Annotated in this window: 15 protein-coding genes and 1 riboswitch; of the genes, 11 read left to right on the top strand and 4 right to left on the bottom strand. The window is 71.9% G+C overall.

Annotated features, from left to right (window positions below; translation table 11 throughout):
- Positions 1 to 5: 5 nt before the first annotated feature.
- From nuoL to recQ, 4 genes are all read left to right on the top strand, one after another.
- On the top strand, positions 6 to 1,952 hold the full coding sequence (nuoL, locus tag ABZ478_RS23685) for an NADH-quinone oxidoreductase subunit L (protein WP_358928277.1): 1,947 nt from the start codon (positions 6 to 8) through the stop codon (positions 1,950 to 1,952).
- A gap of 5 nt (positions 1,953 to 1,957) precedes the next feature.
- Positions 1,958 to 3,529, top strand: coding sequence for an NADH-quinone oxidoreductase subunit M (locus ABZ478_RS23680; protein WP_359552483.1), 1,572 nt, complete (start codon positions 1,958 to 1,960; stop codon positions 3,527 to 3,529).
- Positions 3,526 to 5,175: an NADH-quinone oxidoreductase subunit NuoN gene (gene nuoN / locus ABZ478_RS23675; RefSeq protein WP_359552481.1), complete on the top strand. Its 1,650-nt coding sequence runs from the start codon at positions 3,526 to 3,528 to the stop codon at positions 5,173 to 5,175. The genes ABZ478_RS23680 and nuoN overlap by 4 nt, the downstream gene beginning before the upstream one ends.
- A 220-nt stretch (positions 5,176 to 5,395) precedes the next feature.
- Positions 5,396 to 7,372 carry a DNA helicase RecQ gene (gene recQ, locus ABZ478_RS23670; RefSeq protein WP_359552479.1) on the top strand — a complete coding sequence of 659 codons (1,977 nt, stop codon included), beginning with the start codon at positions 5,396 to 5,398 and terminating at the stop codon, positions 7,370 to 7,372.
- A gap of 20 nt (positions 7,373 to 7,392) precedes the next feature.
- Here the strand turns inward: recQ and ABZ478_RS23665 are convergent, their stop codons facing one another.
- Both ABZ478_RS23665 and fahA read right to left on the bottom strand, forming a co-directional pair.
- Entirely contained in the window at positions 7,393 to 8,331 is a 939-nt protein-coding gene (locus ABZ478_RS23665) for a M56 family metallopeptidase (protein WP_358928269.1), read from the bottom strand.
- A 207-nt stretch (positions 8,332 to 8,538) separates the two neighbouring features.
- A complete protein-coding gene (gene fahA / locus ABZ478_RS23660) occupies positions 8,539 to 9,756 on the bottom strand; it encodes a fumarylacetoacetase (RefSeq protein WP_359552477.1) in 1,218 nt (405 codons plus the stop codon).
- 258 nt (positions 9,757 to 10,014) lie between these two features.
- Here fahA and ABZ478_RS23655 point away from each other — a divergent pair, with 258 nt between their 5' ends.
- Entirely contained in the window at positions 10,015 to 11,316 is a 1,302-nt protein-coding gene (locus ABZ478_RS23655; RefSeq protein WP_359552601.1) for a hypothetical protein, read from the top strand.
- Positions 11,317 to 11,400: 84 nt separating this feature from the next.
- Positions 11,401 to 12,213, top strand: coding sequence for a Cof-type HAD-IIB family hydrolase (locus ABZ478_RS23650; protein WP_359552475.1), 813 nt, complete (start codon positions 11,401 to 11,403; stop codon positions 12,211 to 12,213).
- Positions 12,214 to 12,275: 62 nt separating this feature from the next.
- Here ABZ478_RS23650 and ABZ478_RS23645 read toward each other — a convergent pair whose 3' ends face one another.
- Entirely contained in the window at positions 12,276 to 12,761 is a 486-nt protein-coding gene (locus tag ABZ478_RS23645; RefSeq protein WP_358928261.1) for a transglycosylase SLT domain-containing protein, read from the bottom strand.
- A 3-nt stretch (positions 12,762 to 12,764) separates the two neighbouring features.
- A riboswitch (cyclic di-AMP (ydaO/yuaA leader) is annotated at positions 12,765 to 12,951 on the bottom strand.
- Positions 12,952 to 13,483: 532 nt separating this feature from the next.
- On the opposite strand from ABZ478_RS23645, the gene ABZ478_RS23640 reads away from it, so the two are divergent.
- The 4 genes from ABZ478_RS23640 to ABZ478_RS23625 all read left to right on the top strand — a co-directional run bounded on the left by ABZ478_RS23640 (position 13,484) and on the right by ABZ478_RS23625 (position 17,870).
- Entirely contained in the window at positions 13,484 to 14,494 is a 1,011-nt protein-coding gene (locus ABZ478_RS23640) for a polyprenyl synthetase family protein (RefSeq protein ID WP_358928259.1), read from the top strand.
- Between the two features lie 245 nt (positions 14,495 to 14,739).
- Positions 14,740 to 15,948 carry a DUF2092 domain-containing protein gene (locus tag ABZ478_RS23635; RefSeq protein ID WP_359552473.1) on the top strand — a complete coding sequence of 403 codons (1,209 nt, stop codon included), beginning with the start codon at positions 14,740 to 14,742 and terminating at the stop codon, positions 15,946 to 15,948.
- A 76-nt stretch (positions 15,949 to 16,024) separates the two neighbouring features.
- Positions 16,025 to 16,999, top strand: coding sequence for an ABC transporter ATP-binding protein (locus tag ABZ478_RS23630; protein ID WP_359552471.1), 975 nt, complete (start codon positions 16,025 to 16,027; stop codon positions 16,997 to 16,999).
- Complete coding sequence (locus ABZ478_RS23625) at positions 16,986 to 17,870, top strand: ABC transporter permease (protein WP_359552469.1); 885 nt, start codon at positions 16,986 to 16,988, stop codon at positions 17,868 to 17,870. Before ABZ478_RS23630 ends, ABZ478_RS23625 begins: the two co-directional genes overlap by 14 nt.
- A gap of 6 nt (positions 17,871 to 17,876) precedes the next feature.
- Here ABZ478_RS23625 and ABZ478_RS23620 read toward each other — a convergent pair whose 3' ends face one another.
- Entirely contained in the window at positions 17,877 to 18,464 is a 588-nt protein-coding gene (locus ABZ478_RS23620) for an NAD(P)H-dependent oxidoreductase (RefSeq protein ID WP_359552467.1), read from the bottom strand.
- Between the two features lie 218 nt (positions 18,465 to 18,682).
- Here ABZ478_RS23620 and ABZ478_RS23615 point away from each other — a divergent pair, with 218 nt between their 5' ends.
- A complete protein-coding gene (locus ABZ478_RS23615; RefSeq protein WP_359552465.1) occupies positions 18,683 to 19,912 on the top strand; it encodes a tetratricopeptide repeat protein in 1,230 nt (409 codons plus the stop codon).
- The last annotated feature ends 15 nt before the right edge of the window (positions 19,913 to 19,927 follow it).

Below are 19,927 nucleotides of genomic sequence, written 5' to 3'. Positions count from 1 at the left end.
GAATCGTGGACAACCTGATCGCGCTGCTCATCGCGGCGCCCCTGCTCGGAGCGGCCGTCCTCCTGGTCGGCGGCCGGCGGCTGGACGCCGTGGGCCACTGGATCGGCACGCTCCTGTCGGCCACCTCCTTCGTGCTCGGCCTGGTCCTCTTCGCCGGCCTGCTCGGCAAGGACGCCGAGAACCGCACCCTGACCCAGCACCTGTGGACGTGGATCTCGGTCGGCGACTTCCAGGCGGACGTCACCTTCCGCCTGGACCAGCTGTCGATGACGTTCGTGCTGCTGATCACGGGCGTCGGCTCACTGATCCACCTCTACTCGGTCGGGTACATGGAGCACGACGAGCGGCGCCGCCGCTTCTTCGGCTACCTGAACCTGTTCCTCGCGGCGATGCTGCTGCTGGTCCTCGCCGACAACTACCTGCTGCTGTACGTCGGCTGGGAGGGCGTCGGCCTTGCCTCGTACCTGCTCATCGGCTTCTGGCAGCACAAGCCCAGCGCCGCGACGGCCGCGAAGAAGGCCTTCCTGGTCAACCGGGTCGGCGACATGGGCCTGTCGATCGCGATCATGCTGATGTTCACCACCTTCGGCAGCTTCGCCTTCGGCCCGGTCCTCAGCCACACCGGTGACACCTCCGAGGGCAGGCTCACCGCGATCGGCCTGATGCTGCTGCTCGCCGCGTGCGGCAAGTCGGCCCAGGTCCCGCTCCAGTCCTGGCTCGGGGACGCGATGGAGGGCCCGACCCCGGTCTCGGCCCTGATTCACGCCGCGACGATGGTGACGGCGGGCGTCTACCTGATCGTCCGCTCCGGCGCCATCTTCAACGCGGCGCCCGACGCCCAGCTCGCCGTCACCGTGGTCGGCGCCGTCACGCTCCTCTTCGGTGCGATCGTCGGTTGCGCCAAGGACGACATCAAGAAGGCACTGGCCGGCTCGACCATGTCGCAGATCGGCTACATGGTGCTGGCGGCGGGCCTCGGCCCCATCGGCTACGTCTTCGCGATCATGCACCTGGTCACCCACGGCTTCTTCAAGGCCGGGCTGTTCCTGGGTGCCGGTTCGGTCATGCACGGCATGAACGACGAGGTCGACATGCGCAAGTACGGCGGCCTGCGCAAGTACATGCCGGTCACGTTCGCCACCTTCGGCCTCGGCTACCTCGCGATCATCGGCTTCCCGTTCCTGTCCGGCTTCTACTCCAAGGACGCGATCATCGAGGCGGCCTTCGCCAAGGGCGGCACCCAGGGCTGGATCCTCGGGGGCGTGGCCCTGCTCGGCGCGGCCATCACCGCCTTCTACATGACGCGCGTGATGCTGATGACGTTCTTCGGGGAGGAGCGCTGGAGGAATCAGCCCACCCGGTCTCCCGAGGCACCCAGCGCGGAGCCCGCCGCCGAGCACCACGGCGCACACGCGGAGCCGCACCCGCACGAGTCCCCGAAGATCATGACGATCCCCATGATCGTGCTGGCCGTCGGCTCGGTCTTCGGCGGCTTCTTCTTCCACCTCGGCGACCGCTTCCTCAACTGGCTGGAGCCGGTCACCGGCCACAGCGAGGGCGACTCGCCGCTCAGCGCCATGACGGTCACCGGCGCGACCCTGGTCTGCCTGGTCGTCGGCGTCGGCATCGCCTGGGCGCAGTACGGCCGCAAGCCCGTCCCGGCGGTCGCCCCGCGCGGTTCGCTGCTCACCCGGGCCGCCCGGCGCGACCTGCTGCAGGACGACTTCAACCACGTCGTCCTGGTGCGCGGAGGCGAACACCTCACGCGCTCCCTGGTGTACGTCGACCACACCCTGGTCGACGGCGTCGTCAACGGGACGGCGGCCGGCTTCGGCGGTCTGTCCGGACGGCTGCGCCGGGTCCAGAACGGCTTCGCCCGCTCCTACGCGGTCTCGATGTTCGGCGGCGCGGCACTCCTGGTCGCCGCGACCCTGCTGATGAGGGCGGTCTGATACCGATGAGCTTTCCTCTGCTGACAGCGACGGCGGTGCTCCCGGCCCTCGGGGCGGTCGCCACGGCCGCCGTACCGGCCGCGAAGCGCACCGCCGCGAAATGGCTGGCTCTGGTCGTCTCGCTCGCCACACTCGCCCTGGCGATCACCGTCCTGGTCCGCTTCGACCCGGGCGGCGACCGCTACCAGCTCACCGAATCCCACGCCTGGATCGCGGACTTCGGGGTCAGGTACGAGCTGGGTGTGGACGGCATCGCGGTGGCGCTGCTCGCCCTGACCGCCCTGCTGATGCCGTTCATCATCCTGGCCGGCTGGAACGACGCCGATCCGCTGGAGACCGGCAGCCGGCGCTGGCGGCCCACCCAGGGCTTCTTCGCGCTGATCCTCGCCGTCGAGGCGATGGTGGTCATCTCCTTCGAGGCCACCGACGTCTTCCTCTTCTACATCTTCTTCGAAGCCATGCTCATCCCGATGTACTTCCTCATCGGCGGCTTCGGGGACCGTGCCCACGAGCACGGTGAGGAGGCGGCCTCCACCCAGCGGTCGTACGCGGCCGTGAAGTTCCTGCTCTACAACCTCGTCGGCGGCCTGATCATGCTGGCCGCGGTGATCGGTCTCTACGTGGTCGCCGGGAACTTCAGCCTCCAGGAGATCGCGCAGGCGCGGGCGAACGGCTCGCTGCACATGGCGACCAGCACCGAACGCTGGCTGTTCCTCGGCTTCTTCTTCGCCTTCGCGGTGAAGGCGCCGTTGTGGCCGCTGCACACCTGGCTGCCCAACGCCATGCAGGAGTCCACCGCCCCGGTCGCCGTGCTCATCACGGCGGTCGTCGACAAGGTGGGCACCTTCGCGATGCTCCGCTTCTGCCTCCAGCTCTTCCCGGAGGCCAGCAAGTGGGCGACGCCCGTCATCCTCGTACTGGCGCTCATCAGCATCGTCTACGGCGCGCTGCTCGCCGTCGGCCAGCGGGACATCAAGCGCCTGGTGGCCTACGCGTCGATCTCGCACTTCGGCTTCATCGTCATGGGCATCTTCGCGATGACCAGCCAGGGCCAGTCCGGGGCCACGCTCTACATGGTCAACCACGGCATCTCCACGGCCGCGCTGATGCTGGTCGCCGGGTTCCTGATCTCCCGGCGCGGCTCCCGGCTCATCGCCGACTACGGGGGTGTGCAGAAGGTCGCCCCGGTGCTCGCCGGCACCTTCCTGATCGGCGGTCTCGCCACGCTGTCGCTGCCCGGACTCGCTCCGTTCGTGAGCGAGTTCCTGGTCCTGGTCGGCACGTTCACGCGCTATCCGGTGATCGGCGTCATCGCCACCTTCGGCATCGTCCTCGCCGCGCTGTACACCCTCGTCCTGTACCAGCGGACGATGACCGGCCCGGTGAAGCCGGAGGTGTCGGCGATGCCCGACCTCCGCGTACGTGAACTGGTGGTCGTCGCCCCGCTGATCGTGCTGCTGATCTTCCTCGGCGTCTACCCGAAGCCCGTCACGGACATCGTCAATCCGGCGGTCAAACAGACCATGTCCGACGTACACAAGACCGACCCCAAGCCCGAGGTGGAGGCGGCCAAGTGAGCGCTACAGCCGTCCACAGCCTGTGGACAACCGCGGCCGACCCGATCTCGAAGATCGACGCGCCGAAGATCGAATACGGACAGCTGTCGCCGACCCTGATCGTGCTCGGTGCGGCACTGGTCGGGGTGCTCGTCGAGGCGTTCGTCCCGCGCAGGTCCCGTTACTACGCGCAGGTGTTCGTGTCCGTCGTGGCACTGTGCGCCGCGTTCGCCGCGGTCGTCGCGCTCGCGGCGAACGGATACGGCACCACGAAGGCGCACATCGCGGCGATGGGGGCGATCGCGGTCGACGGACCGTCCCTGTTCCTCCAGGGCACGATCCTGCTGGCCGGCCTGGTCGGCCTGTTCACCTTCGCCGAGCGGCGCCTGGACCCGGAGGCGCACGGCAACCGGGTCGACTCCTTCGCCGCGCAGGCCGCGTCCGTGCCCGGCAGCGACAGCGAGAAGGCCGCGGTGCGGGCCGGGTTCACCACCACCGAGGTCTTCCCGCTGCTGCTCTTCGCGATCGCGGGCATGCTGGTGTTCCCCTCGGCCAACGACCTGCTGACGCTGTTCGTGGCCCTGGAGGTCTTCTCCCTGCCGCTGTACCTGCTGTGCGCGCTGGCCCGCCGCAAGCGGCTGATGTCGCAGGAGGCCGCGGTCAAGTACTTCCTGCTCGGCGCGTTCGCCTCCGCGTTCACCCTGTTCGGCATCGCCCTGCTCTACGGCTACGCGGGCTCGGTGTCCTACGGCCGCATCGCGCAGGTCGTCGACGGAACGGTCACCGACGTGGACCCGGCGCTGGCCGGCACCATGGGCAACGACGCGCTGCTGCTGATCGGCAGCGCCATGATCGTCATGGGTCTGCTGTTCAAGGTGGGCGCCGTCCCGTTCCACATGTGGACGCCCGACGTCTACCAGGGAGCACCCACTCCGGTGACCGGATTCATGGCGGCGGCGACGAAGGTCGCGGCGTTCGGCGCGCTGCTGCGCCTGCTGTACGTCGTCCTGCCGGGGCTGCGCTGGGACTGGCGGCCGGTCATGTGGGCGGTGGCCGTCATCACCATGCTGGGCGGCGCGATCGTCGCGATCACGCAGACCGACATCAAGCGGCTGCTGGCGTACTCGTCCATCGCACACGCCGGGTTCATCCTCGCCGGTGTCATCGCGACCTCGAAGGACGGCGTGTCGTCCGTGCTGTTCTACCTGGCCGGGTACTCGTTCGTGACGATCGGCGCCTTCGCGGTGGTGACCCTGGTGCGCGACGCCGGCGGCGAGGCCACCCACCTGTCCAAGTGGGCCGGGCTCGGCCGCCGCTCCCCGCTGGTGGCGGCCGTGTTCGCGGTGTTCCTGCTGGCCTTCGCGGGCATCCCGCTGACCTCCGGTTTCGCCGGGAAGTTCGCCGTCTTCAAGGCGGCGGCGGACGGCGGCGCGGCCCCGCTGGTCGTGATCGGTGTGATCTCCTCGGCGATCGCCGCGTTCTTCTACATCCGGGTCATCGTGCTGATGTTCTTCAGCGAGCCCAGGCCCGAGGGGCCGACGGTGGCCGTGCCCTCGCCGCTGACCATGGCGGCGATCGGGGTGGGTGTGGCGGTCACGCTGGTGCTCGGTGTGGCGCCCCAGTACTTCCTGGACCTGGCGAACCAGGCGAGCGTGTTCGTGCGCTGACGTGACCCACGGCCGTCGTCCGGGGCCCGGTCCTCCCGCCGAGGACCGGGCCCCGGCGCGTGCGGCGGCACCGGCGGACCAGGAGCCCGCCTGTGGAAAACCCCGGGGCTGTCGGTGCGGGCGCCTATCGTGGACGCAGTGGTCGAAGGACGACGCACGGGGGACAGGACACGGGGACCAGACGATGGGCGCGACGGGCGGGACCAGGGAGATGCCACACATGACCGAGGGGCCGGGCACGGCCGACAGCGAGGCGCTGGCCACACTGCACCGGGTCTTCGGGTACGAGGCCTTCCGGGGTGAGCAGGAAGCGGTCATCGAGCATGTGGTCGCGGGCGGCGACGCCGTCGTGCTCATGCCGACCGGCGGCGGCAAGTCCCTGTGCTACCAGATCCCGTCCCTGGTCAGACCGGGTACGGGCGTGGTGGTCTCGCCGCTGATCGCGCTGATGCAGGACCAGGTGGACGCCCTGCGCGCGCTCGGCGTGCGAGCGGGCTTCATCAACTCCACCCAGGACTTCGACGAGCGGCGCGTGGTCGAGGCCGAGTTCCTCACGGGTGAGCTGGACCTGCTGTACCTGGCCCCGGAGCGGCTGCGCGTGGAGGCCACGCTCGATCTGCTCTCCCGCGGCAAGATCTCCGTCTTCGCGATCGACGAGGCGCACTGTGTCTCCCAGTGGGGCCACGACTTCCGCCCCGACTACCTGGCGCTGTCCCTGCTCGGTGAGCGCTGGCCGGACGTCCCGCGGATCGCCCTCACCGCCACGGCCACGCACGCCACCCACCAGGAGATCACCCAGCGGCTGGGCATGCCGACGGCCCGGCACTTCGTGGCGAGCTTCGACCGGCCCAACATCCAGTACCGGATCGTGCCCAAGGCCGATCCCAAGAAGCAGCTGCTCGCCTTCCTGCGGGAGGAGCACCCGGGCGACGCCGGCATCGTCTACTGCCTCTCCCGCAATTCGGTGGAGCGCACCGCCGAGTTCCTGAGCGCCAACGGCATCGAGGCGGTCCCGTACCACGCGGGCCTGGACGCCGGCACGCGCGCGGCCCACCAGTCCCGGTTCCTGCGCGAGGAGGGCCTGGTCGTGGTCGCGACCATCGCCTTCGGCATGGGCATCGACAAGCCGGACGTGCGCTTCGTCGCCCACCTCGACCTGCCCAAGTCCGTGGAGGGCTACTACCAGGAGACGGGCCGCGCGGGCCGGGACGGACTGCCCTCCACCGCCTGGATGGCCTACGGCCTCAACGACGTCATACAGCAGCGCAAGCTGATCCAGTCCGGCGAGGGCGACGAGGCGTTCCGCCGCCGGGCCGCCGCCCACCTCGACGCGATGCTCGCCCTGTGCGAGACCGCCCGCTGCCGGCGCGGCCAGCTCCTGGCCTACTTCGGCCAGGACCCCTCCGCCGCGGGATGCGGCAACTGCGACACCTGCCTCACCCCGCCGGAGACCTGGGACGGCACGGTCGCCGCCCAGAAGGTGCTCTCCACGGTGGTGCGGCTGCAGCGCGAGCGCGGGCAGAAGTTCGGCGCCGTGCAGATCGTGGACATCCTGCTCGGCAAGAGAACCGGCAAGGTCATCCAGTTCGACCACGACCAGCTGTCCGTCTTCGGCATCGGCGAGGACCTCACCGACGGCGAATGGCGGGGTGTCATCCGGCAGTTGCTGGCCCAGGGACTGCTCGCGGTCGAGGGGGAGTACGGCACGCTCGTGCTCACCGACACGAGCGGAGCCGTGCTGCGCCGCGAGCGGGAGGTGCCGCTGCGCAAGGAGCCGAAGAAGCCGGCCGCCTCGCGCGCGGGTTCCTCCTCGGGCCGAGGCGAGCGCAAGGCCAAGGCCGCCGCCGCCGAGCTGCCGGCCGAGCTTCTCCCCGCCTTCGAGGCCCTGCGCGCCTGGCGCGCCGAACAGGCCCGCGAGCAGGGCGTCCCGGCGTACGTCATCTTCCACGACGCCACACTGCGGGAGATCGTCACCAGCCGGCCCGGCTCGGTGCGGGAACTGGGGGCGGTGGGCGGCGTCGGCGAGAAGAAGCTGGCGACCTACGGGGAAGGCGTGCTGGAGGTGCTGAACTCCCTGGCCGGGCCCGGACCGGCCGGTGCCCCGGCGACGGACGGAGTCCCACCCGCTGCCGGTGCGGCCCCGGAGGACGACTGGGCCGAGCACGCGCAGGAGCCGGAACCCGACGACTGGATGTAGGGGCGGGGCCGGCGGGGCCGTCAGGACAGCGCCGTCAGCCCCGGGGCGAAGGTGATGAGCAGTGGCAGCAACGGCACCAGCGCGGCCACCGTGGTGGTCAGCGCCCGGTGCCGGCGCAGCAGCCGCGGCGGGGGCTCCAGAAGGCGGTCCACGCGTTCGCCGAGGAGCCGGTGGCTGGAGGCGCAGGACAGGACGCCGCGGTGCTGGTTCAGCTCGATCAGGGCGAGGGCGGTGGTGAGGTGGCCGCAGCGGCGGGAGGCGGTGTCGTCGGCGGCCAGTTCGACCAGACGGTGCGTCTGGTCGCAGAAGTGGGCGAAGAGCGGGACGCCCGGGAAGCCCGTGGCGAGCGCGGTGGACAGATGGAGCAGCCAGTCGTGGTGGGCGCGGGCGTGGCCGCGCTCGTGGGTCAGGACGGCGTCCAGCTGGCGGCCGGTGAGGCGGCGCAGCGCCCCGGTGGTGACGACGAGCTGGGGCGGGTGCCCGGGCATCCACCAGGCGTCCGGGTACTCGTCCTCCAACACCAGCATCGGGCCGCGCGCCGCCGGCAGACCCGCGGGCAGATCGGGCGCGCGTTCCCGCAGGTGCGCCCGGGCCTGGCCGCGGCGCCTGCGGACCTCGGCGAGTTCCCGGGCGAGCATCGCCGTCGTCCAGGCGGCCCCGCAGGCCAGCAGCAGGGTGAGGGCCACGGCCCAGACCGGTGCGGTGGACAGGTCGTACGCGGCGGTGACGGCGGGCGGCGCCGGGGCGAACACATGGTCGCGGACGGTGTGGAAGACGGCCGCCGTGCCCAGCACCAGCGCTGTCAGGCAGCAGAGCAGGACCGTGGCGACCAGGCACTGCCACACCCACAGGGCCACCACGGGCTCCCGTTCGGTCCAGTCGGCCCGGGTCAGCGCGCGCGGTGCCGGTACGGCGGCCGTCAGGGCGACGACGCTCAGCAGGAGCAGGCAGACCGTCATGCCGGGGCTCCGGTTCGTGGTCGGAGAGGTGCGGGTGTCGGGTGGTGCCGGGGACGTGCCGGAGGCGCGTCGGGTGATGCCGTGTCCCCGCCAGTATGACGGGGACACGGGGCGCGAGTCAGGTGTCCGGCGGGGATCGCCCCCGTCAAGGTGAGTTCGCCCCGCCTTTCCGGACACCCGGCCCCGCCGTCACCTGCCGGCGGCGTCTCAGCCCGACACGATCCGCCCGCTGACCTCCCCCAGTCCGACCCGGCCGCCGTCCGGTCCCGGCGCCCAGGCCGACAGGGTCACCACGTCCCCGTCCTCCAGGAAGGCGCGCTTGCCGTCGGGGAGTTCGAGCGGGTCGCGGCCGTTCCAGGTCAGCTCGAGCAGCGAGCCGCGCTGGTCCTCGGCCGGGCCGCTCACCGTGCCCGAGCCGTACAGGTCGCCGGTGCGCAGCGACGCGCCGTTCACCGTCATGTGGGCGAGTTGCTGGGCGGCGGTCCAGTACATCGTGGAGAACGGCGGCTCGGACACCGTGTGACCGTTGATCGCGACGGAGATCCGCAGGTCGTAGCCGCCGGGTTCGATGCCGGGAGCGGCGTCGTCCAGGTAGGGCAGCAGGGGGTGCGTGCGCTCGGGGGGCGTCACGCGGGCGTGCCTCAGTGCCTCCAGCGGGGTGATCCACGCCGACACCGAGGTGGCGAAGGACTTGCCGAGGAAGGGGCCCAGCGGGACGTACTCCCAGGCCTGGATGTCACGCGCCGACCAGTCGTTGAGCAGGCACAGACCGAAGACGTGCTCCTGGAAGTCGCCGAGCGCGACGGGCCTGCCCGGTTCGGAGGGCACGCCCACCACGAAGCCGACCTCGGCCTCGATGTCCAGCCGTACCGAGGGCCCGAAGACCGGTGCCGGGTCGCCGGGGCCCTTGCGCTGCCCCGACGGCCGGACGACGTCCGTGCCGGAGACGACCACCGTGCCGGAGCGGCCGTGGTAACCGATCGGCAAGTGCTTCCAGTTGGGGGTCAGTGAGTCCTCGGCGTCGGGGCGGAAGATGTGGCCGACGTTCCGGGCGTGGTTCTCGGAGGCGTAGAAGTCGACGTAGTCCGCGACCTCGAAGGGCAGGTGGAGGGTCACCGACGACAGCGGGTGGAACAGCGGCTCGATCGTCGACCGGTGCGAGGGAACCGTCACCCACGCCGTCAGCGCGCGCCTCACGTCCGACCACGCCGTCCGGCCCGCGGCCAGCAGCGGGTTGAGGGTGGCCTGCGCGAGCAGGGAGACGTACGGCGAACCGAGGGCGGCGGCCGCGGCGCCCGCGTCGAGGACGTGGTCACCGAGCCGGACACCGACCCTGCGCTCCGTGCTGCCGGAGGGTGAGAACACACCGTAGGGAAGGTTGTGCGGGCCGAAGGGGTCGCCCTCGGGGACGTCGAAGGGGGGCATGGGGTGCTGCCTCACTCTCATCCGGGCCATGCATGGCGATGCGTTCCATGTGATCGCGCCACACGTTACGGCCGGGACAGGTGTCTTGGGCAGTGCCGCAAGGGTTGTCCGCCAGATGTCTAAAGAGTTCGCAATGTCCGAATGACCCTTGTCGGAGGTCGCAATTCCGGCTTAGCGTCCTTTGGGAGACACGGGCGGGGTGGGTCCGGTCCGTAGGGGGGACACGTGGGGGGACCCGTGGCCGACGACGCCGTCGGCGTGCCTGTCGAGGCGGACCGCGATGTGCCGGGCCTGATCGTCAAGTTCGGCGACTACCCGCTGCACCACGGCGGTGTCGGCGCGATCCGCAGCCTGGGCCGCCTGGGCGTCCCCATGTACGCCGTCACCGAGGACGCCTACACGCCGGCGGCCTCGTCCCGCTATCTCACCCGCGCTTTCGTCTGGCCGACGACCGGCGCCGAGGAACCGGCCCGCCTGGTCGAGGGCCTGCTGCGCATCGGCCGCCGGATCGGCCGCCCGGCCGTCCTGATCCCGACGGACGAGGAGGCCGCCGTCCTGATCGCCGAGCACCAGGACGAACTGGCCGGCCCCTTCCTTTTCCCCCGCCTCGACCCCGCCCTGCCCCGCCGGCTCGCCAGCAAGCAGGGACTGCACGAACTGTGCGCGGAACACGGCGTCCCGAGCCCGCCGGCCGCGTTCCCCCGGTCGTACGACGAGATCGTCGCCTTCGCCGACACGGCCCGCTTCCCGGTGGTGGCCAAGAACGTGGTGGCCACCGGCCTGTCCGGCCTGGCCCACCTCCCGCCGGAGCTGGCCGGAGCGGCCGGCGACGGGCCCGCGCCCGCCTCCCCGGTCTCCCACAGCTCCCAGCACCACGACCTCGGCCGTTTCGCCGGCCGGGAGCTGATCGTCATCGGTGCCGGCCAGTCCGCCCTGGAGACCGCGGCCCTCGCGGCCGAGGCCGGCGCACGGGTGCGCGTCGTCTCGCGCGGCCGGGGCCGGGTCGCGTTCGGTGCCCCGCCCTGGCGCCAGCCCAAGCTGCGCCCCGAGTCGCCGTTCGGCCGCGCCTGGTCGCTGTGGGCGCTCAGCCACTACGCCCAGCCGTACCGCTTCCTGCCCGCCCGGACCCGGCACCACCTGGTCCGCAGGGTCCTCGGCCCGCTCGGCGCCTGGTGGCTGCGCGAGCGCTTCGAGGGCCAGGTCCAGGTCCATGAGGTCGACCGGGTGCTGGGCGCCGAGGCCCCGGACGGCAGCCCGGTGCTCACCGTCCGCACCCACGGCGGCCGCGTCGAGCGGCTGGCCGCCGACCACGTCGTGGCGGCCACCGGCTACCGCGTGGACATCGCCGCGATGGACTTCCTCGGGCACGGACTGCGCACCCGCCTGGCGGTGAGCCGGGGCGCCCCGAGGCTCGGCGCCGGCTACGTCTCCTCCGTCCCCGGCCTGTACTTCACCGGACTTCCCGCGGCGTCCTCCTACGGCCCGGTGATGCGCTTCGTGTGCGGCACCGAGTTCGCCTCACCGCGTCTGGTGAAGCACCTGGCCGCGGCCCACGGCTGAGACCGGGAAGAGGCTCGCGGCCGGACCTCAAGTCCGGCGAGAACCGGGTGAGTCGGCGGGGCGTGCGGTCCGTATTCTCTGATCATGGCCGCACCTCCCCCGTACGCACTGATCGCCACCGACCTGGACGGGACGCTGCTGCGCGGCGACGACACCGTCTCCGACCGGTCACTCGCCGCGCTGGAGAGGGTGAGGCGGGCCGGTGCCCGGCACCTGGTGGTGACGGGCCGGCCGGCCCCCCGCGTACGGCCGCTCCTGGCCGCCCTCGGCTGCACGGGACTCGCGGTGTGCGGGCAGGGGGCGCAGGTCTACGACGCCGGTACCGGCCGCCTGCTGGGGTCGGTGCGGCTGGACCGGGAACTGGCGGAGACGGCGCTCGGCAAGATCGAGGCCGAGGTGGGGCAGGTCTTCGCGGCCGTCGACCAGGACGGCGTGGACGGGCTCACGCTGATCGAACCCGGGTATCTGATGCCCCACCCGACGCTGCCCGCCGTGCGGGTCGGCAGGCGCGACGATCTGTGGCGCGAGCCCATCAGCAAGGTGCTGCTGCGCCATCACGCGCTGTCGGACGACGAGTTGGCGGCGACCGCGCGCGCGGCGGTGGGCTCGCTGGCCACGGTCACCATGTCGGGGCCGGGCACGGTGGAACTCCAGCCGTGCGGGGTCACCAAGGCGACCGGGCTCGCGCTCGCCGCCGGTCATCTGGGGATCACCGCCGAACAGGCCCTGGCCTTCGGCGACATGCCCAATGACGTCCCCATGTTCGACTGGGCGGGCCGCGGGGTCGCCATGGCCAACGCCCACCCCGAACTCAAGGCGGTCGCGGACGAGGTCACGACGTCGAACGAGGACGACGGCGTCGCCGTCGTCCTCGAAGAACTGTTCCCGGCCGGCTGACCGGGACGCGAACAGCGGCCCACGGCGGGCGCCGGTCAGGTGGCGCCCGCCGCGGGTGCCGGTCAGTAGGCGCCGTTGACGTTGTCGATCGACCCGTAGCGGGCGGCCGCGTAGTTGCAGGCGGCCGTGATGTTCGCGACCGGGTCGTAGGGGTCGAACGCCGTTCCGGCCACGTGGTAGGTGTTGAACGTCGGGTCGATCACCTGGAGCAGGCCCTTGGACGGGATGCCCTTGGCGGCGTTGGAGTCCCACAGGTTGATGGCGCGCGGGTTGCCCGAGGACTCGCGGATGATGTTGCGGTGGATGCCGTTGTAGGTGCCCGGGATGTGCTTCTCCGCCATGATCGCGAGGGACTCGCGGATCCAGCCGTCGAGGTTGTTCGGGTACCCGGCGAGGGTGGTCCCGGTCGAGCCGGCGGAGTCGGCCGCGGAGGCGCTGGTCGCACCGGCGACCGGAAGGGCGAGCACGGCGGCGCCGGTGCCGAGGACGGCGAGCCTGCGGACGAGGCGGCTGGTGCGGACGCGGCGGGGCTGGGCGGCAGCAGGCATGGCGAAGTTCCTCTCCGTCGCCTGCGAGGTGAGCTGTCGGGTTCGGGCGGGGAGGTGCCCGGCCGTGCCGCCCCCGAGGCGGCACGACTTAACCCCTTGCCGTTCCGGTGACGACACGCGTCGTCCGGTCCGGCGAACTTACCTGGGTCCCCCGCTCCTGCCGTACGAATGAGTTCGTCGATGGGTGGTGTCGGGCGGCGGCAGGATTCGGCGTTCCGCTCGACTGGCCGGAACGTATGCGAGAGCACATGTCCGGAACAAGTGTCGGATTCACGTAAAAGCCAAGTTGACCTTGTTCTGTTCCGATTTGGGCACTTGATCCTTTGCGACTGCCAATGTCCAACTGGCCGATGCCGCAAGGGAGAACGGGTGGTGGCCGGGTCGGGCGGCCGGACGGGGGCGCGTGACCCAATTCACGAAATAGCAAAGTATTCCAAATCAGACATGAGGGATTTGGCAGGGAGGGTGAACCGGAGGGGGGCGCCCGGTCGGATACCCCGTGGCCGATTTGCTGCGCGTCGTAAAAGGTGCATTAAGGCGCTTAATGTCCGTATTATCGGGTGGTCGGCAGTGCGTCGATCGTGGTCCGATGCCGTCCGTGCCGGACCGGTGGGCGCCCTCGGTGATCGAAACAGGACCGGATACGCTGACTTGAGTGAGGGCAGCGACCTATCGACAAACCGTGTAATCGCCAGCAGACACCAGCAGACAGGAGACCCCTCGTGACCGTCGTCGGGCCGTTCGGGCTGAGCGTGCGGGACCAGGCTCTGGAAGCCGATGTCCAGGCCGGATTGACGGCTGTCGAGGAAGGCTTGCTCGAGGCCACCAAGAGCGAGGTCCCGTTCATCACGGAGGCCGCGCAGCACCTCGTACGGGCCGGCGGGAAGCGGTTCCGGCCGCTCCTCGTGATGCTCGCGGCGCAGTTCGGGGACCCGTACGCGCCCGGCATCGTGCCGTCGGCCGTGGTGGTGGAGCTGACCCACCTGGCCACGCTGTACCACGACGACGTCATGGACGAGGCGTCCGTGCGGCGCGGGGTGGACAGCGCCAACACACGCTGGGGCAACTCCGTCGCGGTCCTCACCGGCGACTTCCTCTTCGCCCGCGCCTCCCAGATCCTCGCCGACCTCGGCCCCGAGGCGGTCCGGGTCCAGGCCCTCGCGTTCGAGCGGCTGGTCACCGGCCAGATCCTGGAGACCGCGGGCCCCTCGGACGGCCGCGACCCGGTCGAGCACTACCTGGACGTGCTGGGCGGCAAGACCGGCTCCCTGGTGGCGGTCTCCTGCCGGTTCGGCGCGATGATGTCCGGCGCCGACGAGACGGTCGTCGACGTGCTCACCCAGTACGGCGAACGGCTCGGAGTCGCCTTCCAGCTCGCCGACGACGTCCTGGACATCGCCTCCGACTCGCACGAGTCCGGCAAGACCCCGGGGACCGACCTGCGCGAGGGCATCCCGACGCTGCCCGTGCTCCGGCTGCGCGAGCGCGCGGCCCGGCTGGGGCTGCCCGAGGACATCGCGCTGTGCGAGCTGCTCGACTCCGACCTCGGCGACGACGCCCGGCTCGACGAGGCGCTGACCGCGCTCCGCGCGCACCCCGCGCTGGAGCAGGCCCGCCGCGACACCGTCCGCTACGCCGAGGAGGCGCGCGCCGCGCTGGCCCCGCTGCCGGAGTGCGACTCCAAGGCGGCGCTGCTCGAACTGTGCGACGCGGTGGTGCACCGGGCCGGCTGAGCCCCCTGCCGGCGACCGAGGGCGGTGTCCCCCGCGCGACCCCTACGGGTCGGGGGAGACACCGCCCTCGGGTGTCATACCGCAGGCGTACACGGAGTTGGTGCCGTGGTCTGACGCTTCCTCACGGCCGATTTGGTCATATGGAAACCACGGAAATCACCACTCCTCACCGATTCGGGTGAGAATGGCGGCTCAGGTGGACCAGTGTGGGGACAGCCGCCGCCGACGACGGAGGTAAGGCACAGATGGCACCGTACGAATCCGACGACGCAACGGGCGCCGCGCGTGACGAGGACCTGCCCACCGGACGCCGCAAGGCCGCCCGGTACGTGGTCCCGGTCGCGGTGGTGGGGGTGGCGGCGGCCACGATCGGGCTGGTCCCGGCGCTCGCCGACTCCGGTGACCCCGATCTGCCGAAGATCACCGCACAGCAGCTCATCGACAAGATCGCCAAGTCGGACGTGCAGCAGCTGTCCGGCACGGTGAAGGTCAGCACCGACCTCGGCCTGCCGGACCTCGGCGGCCTGGAGAGCGGACTGATGTCCGGCGCGGCCCGCGGTGACGGTGACGGCTCCGCCGCGGACCCGCGATCCAAGCTCACCGAGCTGGTCTCCGGCACGCACACGCTGCGCGTGGCCACCGACGGCCCGGACCGGCAGAAGCTGTCGCTGCTGGAGAGCGGCTCCGAGTACAGCCTCATCCACGACGGCAAGGACGTCTGGGGCTACGACAGCAAGAGCAACGAGGTCCACCACTCCGCCACCGCCGGCTCCGGCGGGCAGCACCGGGCGGAGCAGCCGCCGGCCACGCCGAAGGGCTTCGCCGACGAGGCCCTGAAGGCGGTCGACGACACCACGTCCGTGACCGTCGACGGCACCGCGCAGGTCGCCGGGCGGGACGCCTACAAGCTGCTGATCAAGCCCAGGCAGTCCGGCACCACGGTCGGCGCCATCAGCATCGCCGTGGACGCGAAGACGGGCCTGCCGCTGAAGTTCACCCTCACCCCGAGGAGCGGCGGCGCCGCCGTGCTCGACGCGGGCTTCACCCAGGTCTCCTTCGCCAGGCCGGCCGCCTCCACCTTCGACTTCACCCCGCCCAAGGGCGCGAAGATCACCGAGGAGAAGGACGGCGGCAAGGGCAGGGCGCCGGAGCACGCCCCCAAGGGCGGTGAGGGCCTCGCCGATGGCCTCGACGGCGCCACCGTGCTCGGCAAGGGCTGGACGTCGGTCGCCACCTTCGACACCGGCAGCCAGGGCGGTGTGCCGTCCGGCGACCAGGGCGGTGCGCTCGGCGGCTTCCTCGGCTCGCTCGGCGACCAGGTCTCCGGCAAGTTCGGCGAGGGCACGGTGTTCTCCACCCGCCTGGTCAACGCCCTGATCACCGACGACGGCAAGGTGTACGCCGGCGCGGTGACCAAGGACGCGCTCGTGAAGGCGGCGGACGCGGGGAAGTGATCCTCCCCGGGCAGGAAGTGATCCTCCCCGGGCAGTGGACGGGCAGGAGCGGGCACGGGGAACCGAGGGGGAGCCGATGGACGAACCGTCCGCCGCGGAGCGTGAACCGGGGGACGCGCCGGAGCACGTCATCGCCACGCGCGGCCTCACCAAGCGCTACCGCGGCGGACAGCTCGCCGTCGACGGTCTCGACCTGACCGTCCCGGCGGGCAGCGTCTTCGGCTTCCTCGGCCCGAACGGCTCCGGCAAGACCACCACCATCCGCATGCTGATGGGCCTGATCGAGCCGACCTCGGGCACGGCCCGCGTCCTGGGCCGGCCCATGCCCCGGTCCGCCCGCGCCGTCCTGCCGCGGGTCGGCGCGCTGATCGAGGGGCCGGCCCTGTACGGCTTCCTGTCCGGCCGGGACAACCTGCTGCGCTACGACGCCGCCGACCCGACGGCCGACCCGCGCACCCGGCGCGCCCGCGTCGCGGCCGCCCTCGACCGGGTGGGCCTGACGGCCGCGGCGGGCAAGAAGGCGAGGGCGTACTCGCTCGGCATGAAGCAGCGCCTCGGCCTGGCCGCCGCCCTGCTCCAGCCGCGCGCACTGCTCGTGCTGGACGAGCCCACCAACGGACTCGACCCGCAGGGCATGCGGGAGATCCGCGCCCTGGTGAAGGAACTGGCGTTGGACGGTACGACCGTGTTCCTGTCCTCCCACCTCCTGGACGAGATCGAGCAGGTGTGCACGCACGCGGCGGTGATGGCGCAGGGCCGCCTGATCACCCAGGGCGCGGTCGCCGACCTGGCCGCCGGGGCCCGCGGCCGGCTGGCGGTGAGCACGCCGGATCCCGCCGAGGCGGCCCGGGTGCTCAAGGAGCAGGGCGTCGCGGACGTCGTCGCCGACGGCGACCGGGTGACCGGCGAGCCGCCCGAGCGGGACCTCGCGGAGGTGAACGCGGCCCTGGTCGCGGCGGGCGTCCGGGTACGGGGCTTCACCCTCGAACGGGCCTCGCTCGAGGACGCGTTCGTGGCGCTGACCGGGGAGGGCTTCGATGTCGCGGGCTGAGCCACTCGGGGCGCCGGCCGGGCGTGGGCCGAGTCCGCTGTGGACCTTCGGGCTGCTGCGCAGCGAGCTGGTCACCACGCTGCGCCGCTGGCGCACGCTCGCGCTGCTCGCGGTGCTGGCGGCGGTACCGGTGCTGGTCGGGATCGCGGTGCGGATCGAGACGCGGGGCGGCCCGGGGGCGGACGGCGGCGGTGGCGAGGGGCCGGCGTTCATGGCCCAGATCACCAACAACGGCTTGTTCCTGGTGTTCACGGCGCTGGCCGCGACCCTGCCGTTCTTCCTGCCGATGGCGGTCGGCGTCGTCGCGGGCGACTCGATCGCCGGCGAGGCCGGTGCCGGGACCCTGCGCTATCTGCTGGTCGCCCCGGCCGGCCGCACCCGGCTGCTGCTCACCAAGTACGCGACGGTCATGGCCTTCTGTCTGCTGGCCACCCTGGTCGTGGCCGTGTCCGCGCTGGCCACCGGCGCGCTGCTGTTCCCGCTCGGCGACCTCACCACCATCTCCGGCACCAGCATCACCTTCGCCGAGGGCCTCGGCCGGGCGCTGCTGATCGCGCTGGCCGTCGCCGCCTCACTGGTCGGTGTCGCGGCGCTCGGCCTGTTCGTGTCCACCCTGACCAACAGCGGTATCGCGGCGATGGCGACCACCGTGGGCCTGCTCATCACCGTTCAGATCCTCGACCAGATACCCCAGTTGCACGCGCCGCGGCCGTACTTCTTCTCGCACTACTGGCTGTCCTTCGCCGACCTGATGCGCGACCCCGTCTACTGGGACGACCTGGTGAAGAACCTCGGCCTCCAGGCGCTGTACGCGGCCGTGTTCGGCTCGGCGGCCTGGGCGCGGTTCACGACGAAGGACATCAGCGCCTAGACCCGCTCAGCCCTCCTGGTACGGGAAGCGAGCGAGAGGTGCCTCCCCTGCGAAGAACGTCTTCGCGCGCGTGAGCGCGTCGGTGTCCCTGGCCACGTCACCGGGCGCGCTGCCGTTGCCGAGCAGCACACCGCCGAAGCGCATCCCCAGATAGGCGGCCGAGTTGTTGAGCGTGCCGGCGAGCGGGTCGGCGACCGACGGCTCCCGGTCCGCCCGGGCCGAGACACCCCACAGGGTGCGCCCCGCCATCGTCGCCTTGAAGTCGAGGCCCGGAGTGCGCAGCCAGGCCGACCAGTAGTCCAGGTACCGCTTGGTGTGGCCGGAGACCGAGTACCAGTACAGCGGGGAGGCGATCACCAGGTCCGTGGCCGCGAGGGTGGCGTCCAGCAGCAGGCCGGCCGGGGTGTCCGCGGCCGGCCGGACGTGGTCGGTGTCGTGCCGCAGGTCCGTGAAGTCGGGCAGCGGGTGGTCGATGAGACGGATCCAGCGCTGCTCGACGTCAGCGGGGAGCTGTTCGGCGGCCGCGCGGGCCAGCTGTTCGGTGTTGCCGTCGGGCCGGGCACTGCCCAGGACGAAGAGAAAGCGGCGGCTCATGGGTCCCCCGTAATGGTTGATGTCGCACCGCGAATAAGGGCGTGTGCATTTTATGCACACGCAAGCACTCTGTTTCAAGGGCCGGCTCCGGGGGCTTCGGGCGGCGGCTGGTGCGAGGCTGTGACGTCGCGGTGACGCGGGAACCGGGCTGGAACGGACACACTGGTCGGCAGGACGCGTACGGACCGGATCGTGGCGCCGGGGGAGTGAGGGAACCGATGTCTCGACTCAGCTTCGAGAAGAAGCGGGCACACCAGCCCGTGGCACACCCCGCGGCGGTGGCCGTCCGGGTGTCCGGCACGGGCAGTGCCTCGGTGGGCGGGACGGCGGTCGTCGCGGCGCCGGGCGAGGGGATCCAGCAGGCCGTGCTGAACCACCTCCAGCGCCTCGCCATCAGCCTGGGGACCCCGATACGCGCCACGATCCACGACGACCGCGCGGGCTGCGTGGTCCCCCTGGAGGTCTCGGCGGACGGCTCCAGCCGGGTGGCCGGGGACCCGGTGCGGGTCGCCCCGGAGGCGGGGACGGGCGGGCCGGGTGCGGTGACGCCCGGTGCGACGGCGTCCGGGCCGGTCGCGGTGGGCCCCGGCCCGGCGCGGGCGCCGCAGGGGCGGTTCGGGCCGCCGCCGGTCATGGGCGCCGTACCCGGCGCCCGGACCGCCGCCGGAACCCGGATGCCGGCTCCCGTCCCCGCGTACGGGCCCCAGATCATGAGCCCAGCGCCCACGGAGCACCCCGAGCAGGTCGCTCCGATGCCCGCGCCGCGTGCCGGGCAATCCCCCGTCGCACCCGCACCGCACCCCGAGCCGGTCATCTCACGGCCCGTCCGCGTGACCCCCGCGGCACCCGCGTCCCTCCCGGACGCACCCCTGCACGACCCCGAGCCCGCCCCGGCCTCGTCCCCGACTCCCACCCCCGCCCGCGGCTTCGACGCCGTGGCCGAGGAAGTCCTGGGGGACACGCCCGTGACCGAGACCGCGGAAGGCGCCGAACTGCTCACCGAGCCGATGGCGCGGATCAACGAGGCCGTCCGGGACGGCCGTATCGAGGCGGCGGCTGAACTCGCCGACCGCACGGTCGCCGAGGCCTCCGCGGTACTGGGCCCCCGCCACCCGGAGGTGCTACACCTGGGCGAACTGACCGCCTACATCGCCTACCTCGCGGGCGACCCGGTGCGTTCCTTCCACCTCTCCCTGGACCTCGCCCGGCTGCGCCGGCAGGCGTGCGACGCGGAGGCGGCCTACGGCAACGTGCGCAGCGCTGCCACCGCCTGGCGCGCGGTGCGCGACACGGAGGAGGGGCTGCGGCTGGGCCACGACCTCCTCGGCCTGTGGACGGACCTCACCACGGAGCCCGGCCCCGCGGCCGGCGACCCGGAGCCCCTGGAGTCGGCACGCTCGCGCATGGTCCGCCTGACCGACCGCGCGGCCGGGGCGGCGCGGGCGTAGCAGGCCGGCGCCGCC

It is taken from the genome of Streptomyces sp. NPDC005706 (assembly GCF_040631045.1).
GTDB lineage: Bacteria > Actinomycetota > Actinomycetes > Streptomycetales > Streptomycetaceae > Streptomyces.
Note: the sequence above shows the minus strand (reverse complement) of the source record. Positions and strands in the feature narration are given on the sequence as shown.